We start from the raw sequence: 13232 nt of genomic DNA, 5'->3' as shown, positions 1-13232 counted from the left end.
AACAAAATTTTATAAATATGAAAATCGAACAAATATATACAGGATGTTTAGCACAAGGTGCTTACTATATTGAAAGCAATGGAGAAGTTGCCATTATTGATCCGCTCCGTGAAGTGCAACCTTATATTGATAAAGCTTCGGCTAACGGTGGCAAAATAAAATACATTTTTGAAACCCATTTTCATGCCGATTTTGTTTCTGGACATGTAACATTATCTGAAAAAACTGGTGCACCAATTATTTTTGGCCCAAATGCAAATCCAAGTTTTGAAGCTCATATTGCCAAAGATGGCGAAGTGTTTCATTTAGGAGAAATTACTATCACTTGTTTGCACACACCAGGACACACTATGGAAAGTTCCTGTTATTTATTAAAAGATAAAAACGGAAAAGACCATGCTCTTTTTAGTGGCGATACATTGTTCTTAGGTGACGTTGGTCGTCCTGATTTAGCTCAAAAAGCTGCTGATATGACGCAAGAACAATTAGCTGGAATTTTATTTGACAGTTTGCGTAGCAAGGTGATGACACTAGCAGACGATGTTATTGTATATCCTGCTCATGGTGCTGGAAGTGCTTGTGGAAAAAATTTAAGCAAAGAAACTGTTGGAAGTATTGGCGACCAAAAATTAACCAATTATGCGCTTCGTGCTGATATGACACGAGAAGAATTTATCAAGGAAGTTACCGATGGTTTATTGCCACCACCAGCTTATTTCCCTATGAATGTAAAGTTAAATAAAGAAGGATACGAGAATGTTGAAACAATAATCTCAGAAGCAAAAGCTTATGATGCCAAGACTTTCGAATTTATTGCTAACGAAACAGATGCTCTGATTTTAGATGTTCGTCACCAAGATGATTATTCAAAAGGGCATATTCCAAAATCTATCTTTATTGGGATTGACGGACAGTTTGCGCCATGGGTTGGTGCCTTAATTTTAGATTACCAACAACCAATATTATTAGTAACTCCCGAAGGTCGCGAAAAGGAGACGATAACACGATTGTCTCGAGTAGGTTATGACGCAACTTTGGGATATTTGGATGGCGGTTTTGAAGCTTGGAAAAAATCTGGATTAGAATATGACACGATTTCCAGTATTACAGCTACCGAATTAGAAGCAAAAATGGCTGATTCAGCAATTAAAATTTTTGATGTAAGAAAACCAGGCGAATTCCAATCGGAACATATTGAAAAGGCAATTTCATCGCCATTAGATTTTTTAAATGACCATTTAGCCGAATTTCCAAAAGAAGAGAATTTTTACATTCATTGTGCTGGTGGATATCGTTCTGTTATTGCTGCGTCAATCCTTAAAGCGCGTGGATTTCACAATTTAATAGATGTAAAAGGTGGCTATGCTGCCATAAAAAATACCGGAATTAAGAAAACAGCCTACGTTTGTCCATCTACCCTAAAATAATTATAATGAAAGAGTTACTATTTAACAACTGGCATTTTATGCGTTTTTTGAGGTTGAGTTTGGCCCTATTTTTGTTTTATAATGCCTATCAAACGCACGAATGGTTTTTTGTGATTTTTGGAATTTTCTTTCTTTTTCAGTCCATTTTTGATATGGGTTGTGGATCGAATTGCTGTACTGTTAAATATGATAAAAAGAACTAGATATGAATGCTACTTTTCAAAAAATAGTCAATTCAGATAAGCCCGTTTTAGTTGATTTTTTCGCCACGTGGTGTGGACCATGTCAATCTTTGGCACCTATTCTGAAAGAGGTGAAAGATAGTTTAGGCGAGCGTGTTTCTATTATCAAAATAGATGTCGATAAAAATCAAGAAATTGCCTCAAGTTATCAAGTTAGAGGTGTGCCTACAATGATGTTATTTCAAAATGGTAAACAGCTATGGCGACAATCAGGAGTATTGTCTAAAGAGCAAATAGTAAATGTAATTTTAGCTAAAACAAATTAAAATGAAACTGGAATTTGAAGTTGAAAATATAAAATGTGGAGGTTGTATGAACAGCATAAAATCGGCATTATTAAAAATCGCAGATGTAGCTGATGTTTCAATTGATAAAGAAATTGACACTATTTTTGTGACAGGCAATGTTGATAAAGAAACGATTATTGCCAAATTAAACGAATTAGGTTATCCAGAAAAAGGCAACAATTCGTTGACAAAAAAAGCTATGTCATATTTGAATTGCGCCATTGGCAGAATGAGTGAACCAATATAATATGACCAAAAAAGCATTTATTATTACAATACTTGGAGTTTTAATAGGCGCAATTTTAGGTTATGCTTATTATCATTTTGTAGGTTGTGTCCGCGGAACGTGTGCTATAACTTCAAAGCCATTAAATAGCACTTTTTATGGAAGTTTGATGGGCGGTTTGCTGTTTACTATTTTTTTGCCAAAGTCAAAATCATGAAACAAGTATGGAACGAACGTTATTCCAAATTTGATTGTGCTTGTTAGCCTAATTAAGCAAAGTGAAATACCATGTTGGCATGGCAAATTGAGTGCCGTTTAATGCTCATGAAGTTTAAGTCATAATTAAGACAAACAATTGTTTTTTAGAATTATAATTCTGTACATTTGATAAGCATAAATATTATTAACCAATAAATCTATAAAATATGAAAAAATTAGTTTCCACTTTTGCAGCTGTAGCACTAATGTTTGCTTTAAATGCAAACGCTAATACAACTGAACCGAAGCAAAAAAAGAAAAAGGCTAAAACTGAAAAAGCTACTGCATCAGAAGAGAAAAAAGAGTGTAGTACTGAGAAAAAAGCAGGTTGTTGTTCTGCAAAAAAAATGGAAGATAAAAAAGCGTAATTTTTATTTTATCAATTTAAAGCGTCCCAATTTGGGACGCTTTTTTTATGTAACATAGGTTACAAAAATGCTGATTAATAAAGAGTAGCTTTGATAAAAATTATAGAAATGAAATCACTTTTCACCTTTTGCCTTTTGTCCTTTTCTTGGCTTATTTTTTCACAATCTACTTTTGATTATCAATTACAATTGAATCCGGTAATAGTTCCAAATTTTCCCGGAATTCATTCTTTTACTTTTGCACAGTACAATGGAAAATGGCTAATTATAGGTGGAAGAGTAGATGGAATTCACGCTCGCCAACCTTTTAATGCATTTCCAGCGGCAAGTAATAATACTACTATTTATGTAGTTGATATTGCAGCAAACCAGTTTTGGTCAACATCAATTAATTCATTACCAACTGCTATCAGTGAGCAAATGCAAGCCACAAATGTGAATTTTTATCAGGATGATGCTACTTTATATTTAATTGGAGGTTATGCTTTTTCAGCTTCTGCAAGCGATCATATTACTTTTAATAAAATGACTGCTGTTAATGTGCCTGGATTAATAAATGCTGTTATCAATGGAACTTCAATTGCAGATAATTTTAAACAGATGGTTAACGAAAATTTTGCTGTAACTGGTGGTCAATTAGGAAAAATTGGCACTACTTTTTATTTGGTAGGTGGACATCGTTTTGATGGAAGGTATAATCCAATGAATAATCCAACGTTTACGCAAGCATATACTAATCAAATTAGAAAATTTCAAATAGACAATTCTGGAAATCAATTGAGCATTATAAATTATGAAGCTATTACCGATGCGGTTCATTTGCATAGAAGAGATTACAATTTATTGCCGCAGGTTTTTCCAAACGGTGAATTAGGTTATACTATTGCTTCTGGAGTTTTTCAAATTAATGTAAATCAACCCTTCCTATATCCTGTGGACATTAAAGCATCAGGATATATTCCGCAAACAAATTTTAATCAATATTTGAGTAATTATCACAGTGCTAAAGCTTCATTGTATGATGCTTCAAACAATAGAATGCATAATTTGTTTTTTGGAGGAATTAGCCAGTACTATTACAATGGTTCTACATTTGTTCAAGATAATAATGTACCTTTTGTAAATACAATCAGCAGGACAACACGTTTTGCTGACGGCTCTTTACAAGAATACCAAATGCCAGAAACGATGCCTTCACTAAAAGGTGCAAGTGCAGAGTTTATTCTGAATAGGTCATTGCCGCGATTTTCTAATGACGTAATTAAACTGGATGAAATAGCGCCTTCAGAGTTTGTTATCGGCCACATTGTTGGAGGAATAGTAAGCACAACACCTAATCCGTTTTCGAATAATCAAACAGCTACTACATCAGCAAACTCAACTATTTATGAAGTAAAACTCATTAAAAATCAACCTTTAGGGATTTATGAAATTAACGGCAAAAATCCATTTTCAATGATTGTTTCACCAAATCCTACGCAAAATGATAAGGTTAAAATCAATTTTAAAATGGGTTATAATACCAATATCGATTATTTTGTTTCTTCATTAGACGGTAAAATTATCTCAGAAGGTGAAATATCTGATACTAATCAAGGAGATAATGAAATGAGTTTCGATTTAGAAGGTATTTCGAACCAAACGGTGATTATCACCTTTATTTTTGATAATAAATTCTATGTTTCCCAAAAAGTGATAGTAAAGTAGTTGTTCAAAGTTTTTAATTTTGTAAAAAGCTTCATTTATTAGGAAGCTTTTTTTATTCTCTTCAGATTAGCTACATTTGAAAACATTTTTTAATTTTTTAAAACTCATAAAAACAAACTCAATATGACATATAAGTCTATACTTTCAATCGTTGCAGTTACTGCTATACTATTTAGCAGTTGTAACAAAAAAGACATTCAATTTGAAGATCCGCTAGTGAGCAACAGAGATACAACAATTAATCCAGGTGACGATTTTTTTATGTATGCCAATGGTGGTTGGTTCAAAAGAAATCCTATTCCGGCAAGTGAAAGAAGTAATGGGATTTTCAGAACGATAGGAGATACCATCAATTCTCAAATTAAACAAATATGTGAAAAGTCGGCGGCAAAAACCGATGCAGTAAAAGGAAGTAACGAACAAAAAATTGGAGATTTTTATGCTTCTGGCATGGACACAATTACAATTGAAAAACTAGGTTTATCCCCATTAAAACAAGATTTAGATAAGATCAAAGCAATAAAAGATGTTCCGTCGTTATTGGCTGCTATTGGTTATCTGCATACCATTGGTGCTAATCCTGCTTTTTCACTGTACGTTAGTCAAGATGATAAAAATAGTGCCAAATACGCTGTTTTTCTTAGTCAAGGCGGTTTAGGAATGGGCAATCGCGATTATTATTTTAATACCGATAAAGAAACAGTAAACATAAGAAATGAATATGTGAAGCATCTTCAGGCCATATCTGAGTTAATGGGAAATTCAAAAGAAGTAGCAAAAAGCAAAGCTGTTTCTATAATGAAATTGGAAACTGAATTGGCAAAGAATTCGCGTAAATTAGAAGCTTTGCGTGATCCGATAAAGAATTACAATAAAATGAGTATTGGTGATTTGAATAAAGCCACACCAAATGTGGACTGGAAATTAATGACCGAAACTATCGGAATTAAAAAAGTAGATACTGTAATTGTTGGTCAACCCGAATTTTACAAAGCATTGCATCAAATGGTTACAAGTTATTCTATTGACGATTGGAAAACGTATTTAGAATGGGATTTAGTGAATTCGTATGCTTCTTATTTGAATGCCGCTTTTGAAAAACAAAATTTCTATTTTTATTCTACGGTGATGAGTGGTGTAAAAGAGCAAAAACCACGGTGGAAAAGAATTGTAGAACAAACAGATGGTTCGCTAGGGGAATTAATTGGACAAGTTTATGTGAAAGAGTACTTGCCAAAAGGTTCAAAAGAAAAGCTGCTCGAAATAGGTAATAATATCAGAACGGTTTATGCAGAGCGTATAAAAAAATTAGACTGGATGAGCGAAGAAACCAAGAAAAAAGCGCTATTTAAGTTAAGTAAAATTGTAATGAAAGTAGGTTATCCCGATAAATGGAAAGATTTAAGCAGCATTACTATTAACAGAAATACATTTTTAGAGAATGTAAAATCTACTAATAAATGGGCGATCACTGATATGATTTCTAAATATGGAAAATCTGTTGATAGAACAGAATGGGCTATGTATCCACAAACCTACAATGCTTACTATAATCCGAGTAATAATGAAATATGTGTTCCTGCTTGTAACATTTTAGTACCAGGTTTTGAAGGCAGAATGCCCGATGATGCTGTTTTGTATGGTATTATTGGTGGTTCAACTTTTGGCCACGAAATCACACACGGTTTCGATGATCAAGGAAGTCAATATGATGAAAAAGGAAACTTAAACAATTGGTGGACAGCAGAAGACTTAAAAAAATTCAAAGAAAAAACAAAAAGAATTGTTGACCAATATTCTAAATATGAAGCATTGCCTGGTAAATTTGTAAATGGAGATGCCACTCAGGGAGAAAACATAGCCGATTTGGGCGGTTTAGTTATGGGTTTTGAAGCATTCAAAAAATCAGCTCAATATAAAAATAGAGAAAAAATTAGTGGTTTAAGTCCTGAACAACGATTCTTTTTGGCCTATGGCTATGCTTGGATGGTGAATATTAAACCTGAGTCTTTGGCACAACAATTATTAACTGATGTTCATGCACCAGCAAAGTATAGAATTAACGGTCCTTTAGCAAACAACCCTGATTTTTTTAAAGCTTTCAACATACAACCTGGAAGTAAAATGAGAAGGTCAGATAACGAAAGAGTAGTTATCTGGTGATAATAACCTAGTAAAAGAAATCCCAAATTCTAAATTGTTTTTTTGGAATTTGGGATTTTACTTTTTTATTTTTTAATCGTTATTGCTTCTTCATAGCGTTCAGAAACTTTTTTCCAATTAATGATTTTAAAGAAAGCTTCGATGTATTTTTTTCGTTTGTATTGATAATCTAAATAGTAAGCGTGTTCCCAAACATCTAAACACAAAAGAGGTGTTCCTGAAATAGTTTGTTTTGGCATCAAAGGGTTGTCTTGATTTGGAGTACTTGTTACTACTAATTTTCCTGTTTTGTCTAAAACTAACCAAGCCCAGCCTGAACCAAATTGCTTCTCAGCTGCATCTATAAATTGATTTTTAAAAACTTCAAAACCACCAAAATCTCTATCGATTATTGTGGCTAAGGTATCTTTGGGTTGTCCACCAGCTTTTGGCGCCATTCCTTCAAAAAATAACCCATGATTGTAGTATCCGCCAGCATTATTTTTTAAATCGACATTTGTTCCATCACATTTTTTGAGAATTTCTTCAATACTTAAATCTACGAGAGTAGGTTCGATAGCTATTATTTTATTCAAATTATTGGTATAAGTTAAATAGTGTTTAGAATAATGCACATTCATTGTTAAGACATCAATACTTGGTGAAAGTGCATTGTATTCGTAGGGAAGTGCTACTAAAGAAAATTGTCCTTCATCTGCTCTAACATCGTCGGGATGACCTATCGTAACTTTTTCCTCTGCCGATGGCAGCGGAACTTCAACAACTTCTGTTAGTTTTTTTCTTTTACATGAAGGCGTAATCAATATAAATGTTATACTGAAAAACAACAATAAAACTTTTTTCATACTTATTTATTATCTATAACGATAGCATTGATTGCTTCAATATACAACTCCTTAGCTTCTTCAATACTGAGGTGACTTATCTGCATCCATGCATTTGTTTTAAATGCATTTCTCAGATCAAAATTAGAAGAATTGTTATAATCAATTGTGCCGGATGTAGCTTGTTTGTAATAGGCATACAAGCGAAGTTGCTCATCTTGTGGTAAAGACGATTGTGGAATTTCTAGCGCTTTTTCAACAGCTTTTTGAAAACGAATTTCTAATTCTTTTTCAGACATTATGACCTTTTTTATTTTGAAGCTATGATAGTTTTTGCACCGATAGCTTTATCATTCAAATTTACATTAATTTTTGTTCCAAGTGGTAAAAATAAATCTACTCGTGAACCAAACTTAATAAAGCCAGCATCTTCTCCTTGAACAACTTGCATGCCTTCTTCGGCATAATTTACTATTCTGCGAGCAACAGCTCCAGCAATTTGACGGTATAAAATTTCGCCAAATACTGTTGTTTCAATTACAACAGTTGTTCTTTCATTTTCTGTACTCGCTTTTGGATGCCATGCCACTAAGTATTTACCTGGATGATATTTGCTAAATTTTATGGTACCACTGGCTGCATAGCGAGTAACATGCACATTTAATGGAGACATAAAAATTGATACTTGTAATCGTTTATCTTTAAAGTATTCTTCTTCAAAAACTTCCTCAATTACAACTATTTTTCCATCAACTGGTGCAATAATGTGGTTTGCATTGATGGCAGTTATTCGGCGTGGATTTCTAAAAAACTGTAAAACCAAAATTAGAAATACCAATGTTACTATTTGTATTCCTTTCTCTAACCATATAATGTCGGAAACAAATTTATGTGATAAGAGAAAAATAATTACCGTTAAAGATGTAGCTATTAATATGATTTTTCGGCCTTCTTTATGAAACATAATATAAAATTTGATAAAATAAATAGATAAATGGTGAAGCAAATATAATACTATCTAGTCGGTCTAAAAAACCACCATGTCCAGGCATAACATCACCACTATCTTTTACGCCAGCATTTCGTTTAAATTTCGATTCGATTAAGTCACCCAATGTTCCAAAAATGACAATTAAAATTGCAATAATCATCCATTGAAAAATTGGTTCATTTAAGTAAAATTTAGCTACTAAAACTGCGACAAAAATAGCCGATATTCCACCGCCAATAAATCCTTCAATGGTTTTTTTTGGTGACACTCGCTCAAATAATTTCGTTTTTCCAAAACTTTTCCCAACTAAGTAAGCGAAAGTATCATTCGTCCAAATAATACATAAAAAACTGATTATAACTTTTGGAAAATAATGATTGGCAATAAAAGGTATTTTAGTGAAAATAATAATTGGCAAAATGAGATATCCTACAAGAAAAACATATTTAGAAGTGCTATCTAATGGCTTCTTATTTTTTTCAAAAAGAAATAAAATTGATCGTAATGAAACCAATAGCGCCGCAATAAGTAGTAATATTTCGTTAGTTTTTACAGTATTATTTAAGTTAAATAATAGGTATGAAAGAATCGCTAATACTACTGGAAATAAAGGTTTTAAATTTATTAATTTACAGAATTCTATTACTGATAAAATAAGTAACAAACCAAATAATGACAAAAAACTGTAAGAAGAGTACAATGTGGCTGATACTAGTAGCAGCACATATACTGCTCCAGACAAAGCTCTTGTTATGGTAGTATTCATTCTATAAATCTTCTAAAAGCAATAGATACAAGTTCTTGGCAGTACTTCCATATTGCAGGAAGTTCTCATCTTTTGCTTTTTCGAAATATTTTATGGTTGTAATGTTGGTAGGATAATCTTTGTCATATTTCTTTTTTATAACTCTTAGTCCATCGCTTTTTGTCTCAAGAATTTGACTAGTAGTAGCTAATATGACAATGTTTGTAGGTAGATCGTTTGGTTTATTTTGTTTGATTTGGTTTGATGAAAAAAGTACAGAACCTTCATCGGCCAGTAAATTTTCACAACTAGCAAAAAGAAATTTTGGATTGGCTGGTTTTTCATATTTGATTTTATTTTCGTCCAGCATACTATATAGCTTTGGCTCATAGCATAGTGCTTCACTTTCAAACCAATCATTTTCTTCAAGAATATGTTCGAAATGGTCTTTTACTTCACTTAAATTTTCACAGTATAAAAATTTTCCACCGTTTTTTTTAAAATTATAAGTAAACTTTTCATCTACTGGAAGTAATGAAAAGCTAGATGGAATATTGCTGAATTCGCTTTGACTTTCTTCGTCAGAGGCATCATTAACCGAGCCAAAAATTTTTCTGAAAAGACTCATGCTTAAATTTATAATCTAGTTAGGAATTTTAAATCTTTCAAAGATAAAAAAATCTTAATTCAAAACAGGATTTTGAATTAAGATTTTAAAAAAATGTTAAAAAACAGATTTAACTAGACTATATCGGTTTCCTCGGCAGTTATTCCAAATGGTCTTTTACCGAAAATGGTTTCTAAATCGTCTTTAAAAATAACTTCTTTTTCAATAAGAATATTGGCTAATTGTTCCAGTTTGTCCTTATTGTCTTCAAGAATTTTGATGGCTCGTTGGTATTCTTTTTCAATGATTGTAGAAATTTCAGTATCGATTACTTGTGCTGTTTCTTCAGAGTAGGGTTTTGAGAAATTGTATTCGCTTTGTCCCGAAGAGTCATAGTAAGTTATATTTCCTAATTTGTCGCTTAGACCATAAATGGTTACCATAGCCCGCGCTTGTTTGGTTACTTTTTCTAAATCACTTAATGCGCCAGTCGAAATTTTATCAAACATCACTTTCTCTGCTGCACGACCACCCATGGTAGCACACATCTCGTCTAACATTTGATCAGGACGAACGATTAATCTTTCTTCTGGAAGATACCAAGCCGCTCCAAGACTTTGACCTCGAGGTACGATGGTGACTTTAATTAATGGTGCAGCATGTTCTAACATCCAACTTACGGTAGCATGGCCAGCTTCATGAACTGCAATAGCACGTTTCTCCTCAGTTGTTACAATTTTATTTTTCTTTTCTAGTCCACCAACGATACGGTCAACAGCATCTAGAAAATCTTGTTTATCTACCGCTGATTTGTTGTTTCTTGCTGCAATTAATGCCGCTTCGTTACAAACGTTTGCAATATCAGCACCAGAAAATCCTGGTGTTTGTTTGGCTAAAAATTCAACATCTAGTCCTTCCACTTTTTTCAAAGGTGCAAGATGAACTTCAAAAATTTCTTTACGTTCTCTAATGTCTGGTAAGTCTACATAGATTTGACGGTCAAATCTTCCAGCACGCATCAAGGCTTTGTCTAAGACGTCTGCTCTGTTGGTTGCAGCTAAGACAATAACATGTGTATTCGTGCCAAAGCCATCCATTTCGGTAAGTAATTGGTTTAAGGTATTTTCACGTTCATCATTTCCGCCTGAGAAATTATTTTTTCCACGAGCACGACCTACAGCATCTATTTCATCTATAAAGATGATTGCAGGTGATTTGTCTTTAGCTTGCTTGAATAAATCTCGAACTCTTGAAGCTCCAACTCCAACAAACATTTCTACAAAATCAGAACCAGATAGCGAGAAGAAAGGCACTTTTGCTTCGCCTGCAACAGCTTTAGCCAGTAATGTTTTCCCAGTTCCTGGTGGACCAACAAGTAGTGCTCCTTTTGGGATTTTACCTCCAAGCGCTGTATATTTTTCAGGATTTCGAAGAAACTCTACAATTTCTTGAATTTCTTCTTTGGCACCTTCAAGACCAGCAACATCTTTGAAAGTTGTTTTTAAATCGGTTTTTTCATCAAAAAGCTTTGCTCTCGATTTTCCGATATTAAAAATTTGACCACCGCCACCGCCAGCACCACCCGACATTCTGCGCATGATAAGTATCCAAAGTCCTATTATAACTATTATGGGCAAAAGGCTTATGAATATTTCAGACCAATTACTTTTTGCTTTAAAATCATAGTCTTTTATCTTACCTTCTTGTTTCGCTTTTTCAAGCTTAGTTTGGAAGACTTCATCATTTCCTGGATCAAATGAATAGTGTGGTCCTTTATTGGCATTGCCAAGCATATCTTTGGCTAACTTACTATGTGCTTTATCTTTTAACGCAACCGCAGTGAGATATGCTTCGCCCTCTGTCTTGTTATAAACAACTACTTTTTCAATTTGACCTTTTTCAAGAATTTCATTGAATTTTGATGATGAAATTTTTGTAGTATCTTGAAAACTGGAGCCACCAAGGAAATTGAGTGCAAAAAACACTACAATTAATCCAGCGTATATCCACCAAGGACTAAATTTGAAATTATTTGGTTTTTTTTCGTCTGCCATTTTATTGTTTACTTTTAGTAATTGTTTGGAATAGTTGTGATTTTAGCATCACCCCAAAGTCCTTCGATGTTATAAAATTCTCGTATTTGTTTTTGGAATACATGAACAACAATATTCACATAGTCCATTAAAACCCATTCCCCATTGTCAGTTCCTTCAACATGCCAAGGTTTATCTTTTAATTCTTTGGATACAAGTTTTTGAATGGAGTTAACTATTGCGTTAACTTGGGTATTCGAATTTCCATTGCAGATAATAAAGTAATCGCATACTGCAGTATCTATTGCTCTTAAATCGAGGATGTCAATATCATTTCCTTTAACTTCTTCAATACCTTTAATTATATTCACTAAGAGTATATCGGTATTACTTGTTTTTTTCGTCATGTACTATTTTTGTATGTTATGCAAAGGTATTCTTTTTTGTCATTATTTTTGCTCAACAAAAGTTTAAAATTCGTTAATATTTATTTTACTATTTTGACTATAATCAAACTCGATGCCATAGACTCAACTAATGACTATTTAAAGCAATTGTCTAAAAAAAATAAACTAGAGAACTTTACTACTGTTATTGCTAATGAACAAACAAACGGTAGAGGACAAATGGGTTCATCTTGGGTAAGCGATGCAGGTAAAAATATCATAATGAGCATTTTAGTTTCTGATTTGAAGTATTCATCAAGTAGTATTTTTGATTGGAATGTTATTGTTTCTTTAGCCGTTGCAAAAGCATTGGAGGAAGCAAATGTTCCAAATATTTCAATCAAATGGCCTAACGACATTATGGCAGACTCTAAAAAAGTTGGCGGAATTTTAATCGAAAATAGTCTTAAACAAGATGAAAGTTTTGATTCTATTATAGGTATTGGTATTAATGTGAATCAAGAAAATTTTAATGATTTACCGAAGGCAACTTCTCTTAAAAACAAAACCAATAAGACTTACAATGTAACTGAAATTTCTGAAAAAATTGCTTTAAATATTCAGGCTTATTATTTATTAAAGGACGATATGCTACCTATTTTTTGGCAAAACTACCATCAGAAATTATTCAGAAAAGGAATTCCAACGACATTTGAAGATCAAAAAGGAAACAGATTTATGGGTATTATTCAATCTATTACAAGAGATGGAAAACTACAGCTCATTCTAGAGAACGACACCGTAGCTAAATATAGTTTGAAAGAAATTCAAATGTTATTTTAAATAAAACAATCATACATTGTTTTATTCGTATTCCTTTTTTATTAGTACTTATTGATAGTTGGAAGATACCTGTACATGAATTGTATAAATTGGGTTAAAATAATTTTTACGAAAACGATATAAAT

Annotated in this window: 15 protein-coding genes; 8 read left to right on the top strand and 7 right to left on the bottom strand. The window is 32.8% G+C overall.

Annotated elements, in window-relative coordinates; genetic code table 11:
• Positions 1–17 precede the first annotated feature (17 nt).
• The 7 genes from WFZ85_RS09100 to WFZ85_RS09070 all read left to right on the top strand — a co-directional run bounded on the left by WFZ85_RS09100 (position 18) and on the right by WFZ85_RS09070 (position 6678).
• On the top strand, positions 18–1427 hold the full coding sequence (locus WFZ85_RS09100) for an MBL fold metallo-hydrolase (RefSeq protein WP_342695980.1): 1410 nt from the start codon (positions 18–20) through the stop codon (positions 1425–1427).
• 205 nt (positions 1428–1632) lie between these two features.
• The gene (gene trxA, locus WFZ85_RS09095; protein ID WP_342695979.1) at positions 1633–1935 is read left to right on the top strand and encodes a thioredoxin; all 303 of its coding nucleotides are present in this window, start codon (positions 1633–1635) and stop codon (positions 1933–1935) included.
• A 1-nt stretch (position 1936) separates the two neighbouring features.
• Positions 1937–2203, top strand: a complete 267-nt coding sequence (locus WFZ85_RS09090) for a heavy-metal-associated domain-containing protein (protein ID WP_342695978.1) — start codon at positions 1937–1939, stop codon at positions 2201–2203.
• Position 2204: 1 nt separating this feature from the next.
• On the top strand, positions 2205–2399 hold the full coding sequence (locus tag WFZ85_RS09085) for a DUF6132 family protein (protein ID WP_342695977.1): 195 nt from the start codon (positions 2205–2207) through the stop codon (positions 2397–2399).
• A gap of 208 nt (positions 2400–2607) precedes the next feature.
• Complete coding sequence (locus WFZ85_RS09080) at positions 2608–2808, top strand: hypothetical protein (RefSeq protein ID WP_342695976.1); 201 nt, start codon at positions 2608–2610, stop codon at positions 2806–2808.
• Positions 2809–2916: 108 nt separating this feature from the next.
• A complete protein-coding gene (locus WFZ85_RS09075; protein ID WP_342695975.1) occupies positions 2917–4515 on the top strand; it encodes a hypothetical protein in 1599 nt (532 codons plus the stop codon).
• 123 nt (positions 4516–4638) lie between these two features.
• Positions 4639–6678, top strand: a complete 2040-nt coding sequence (locus WFZ85_RS09070; protein WP_342695974.1) for a M13 family metallopeptidase — start codon at positions 4639–4641, stop codon at positions 6676–6678.
• Positions 6679–6743: 65 nt separating this feature from the next.
• Here the strand turns inward: WFZ85_RS09070 and WFZ85_RS09065 are convergent, their stop codons facing one another.
• The 7 genes from WFZ85_RS09065 to rsfS form a co-directional block, all read right to left on the bottom strand.
• Positions 6744–7523 (bottom strand): superoxide dismutase, encoded by a 780-nt coding sequence (locus tag WFZ85_RS09065; RefSeq protein WP_342695973.1) that lies wholly within the window; start codon positions 7521–7523, stop codon positions 6744–6746.
• Positions 7524–7525: 2 nt separating this feature from the next.
• Positions 7526–7801 (bottom strand): acyl-CoA-binding protein, encoded by a 276-nt coding sequence (locus WFZ85_RS09060; protein WP_342695972.1) that lies wholly within the window; start codon positions 7799–7801, stop codon positions 7526–7528.
• An 11-nt stretch (positions 7802–7812) separates the two neighbouring features.
• Complete coding sequence (locus WFZ85_RS09055) at positions 7813–8466, bottom strand: phosphatidylserine decarboxylase family protein (RefSeq protein ID WP_342695971.1); 654 nt, start codon at positions 8464–8466, stop codon at positions 7813–7815.
• Complete coding sequence (locus WFZ85_RS09050; RefSeq protein ID WP_342695970.1) at positions 8456–9259, bottom strand: phosphatidate cytidylyltransferase; 804 nt, start codon at positions 9257–9259, stop codon at positions 8456–8458. The genes WFZ85_RS09055 and WFZ85_RS09050 overlap by 11 nt, the downstream gene beginning before the upstream one ends.
• 1 nt (position 9260) lies before the next feature.
• Complete coding sequence (locus WFZ85_RS09045) at positions 9261–9866, bottom strand: lactate utilization protein B/C (RefSeq protein WP_342695969.1); 606 nt, start codon at positions 9864–9866, stop codon at positions 9261–9263.
• Between the two features lie 113 nt (positions 9867–9979).
• Positions 9980–11899, bottom strand: coding sequence for an ATP-dependent zinc metalloprotease FtsH (gene ftsH / locus WFZ85_RS09040; protein ID WP_342695968.1), 1920 nt, complete (start codon positions 11897–11899; stop codon positions 9980–9982).
• A gap of 14 nt (positions 11900–11913) precedes the next feature.
• Positions 11914–12285, bottom strand: coding sequence for a ribosome silencing factor (rsfS, locus tag WFZ85_RS09035; RefSeq protein WP_342695967.1), 372 nt, complete (start codon positions 12283–12285; stop codon positions 11914–11916).
• Positions 12286–12378: 93 nt separating this feature from the next.
• Between rsfS and WFZ85_RS09030 the strand changes: the two genes are divergently transcribed.
• Positions 12379–13107 (top strand): biotin--[acetyl-CoA-carboxylase] ligase, encoded by a 729-nt coding sequence (locus WFZ85_RS09030; RefSeq protein ID WP_342695966.1) that lies wholly within the window; start codon positions 12379–12381, stop codon positions 13105–13107.
• Positions 13108–13232: the final 125 nt, after the last annotated feature.

It is taken from the genome of Flavobacterium aureirubrum, from assembly GCF_038739835.1.
Classification (GTDB): Bacteria; Bacteroidota; Bacteroidia; order Flavobacteriales; family Flavobacteriaceae; genus Flavobacterium; species Flavobacterium aureirubrum.
Note: the sequence above shows the minus strand (reverse complement) of the source record. Positions and strands in the feature narration are given on the sequence as shown.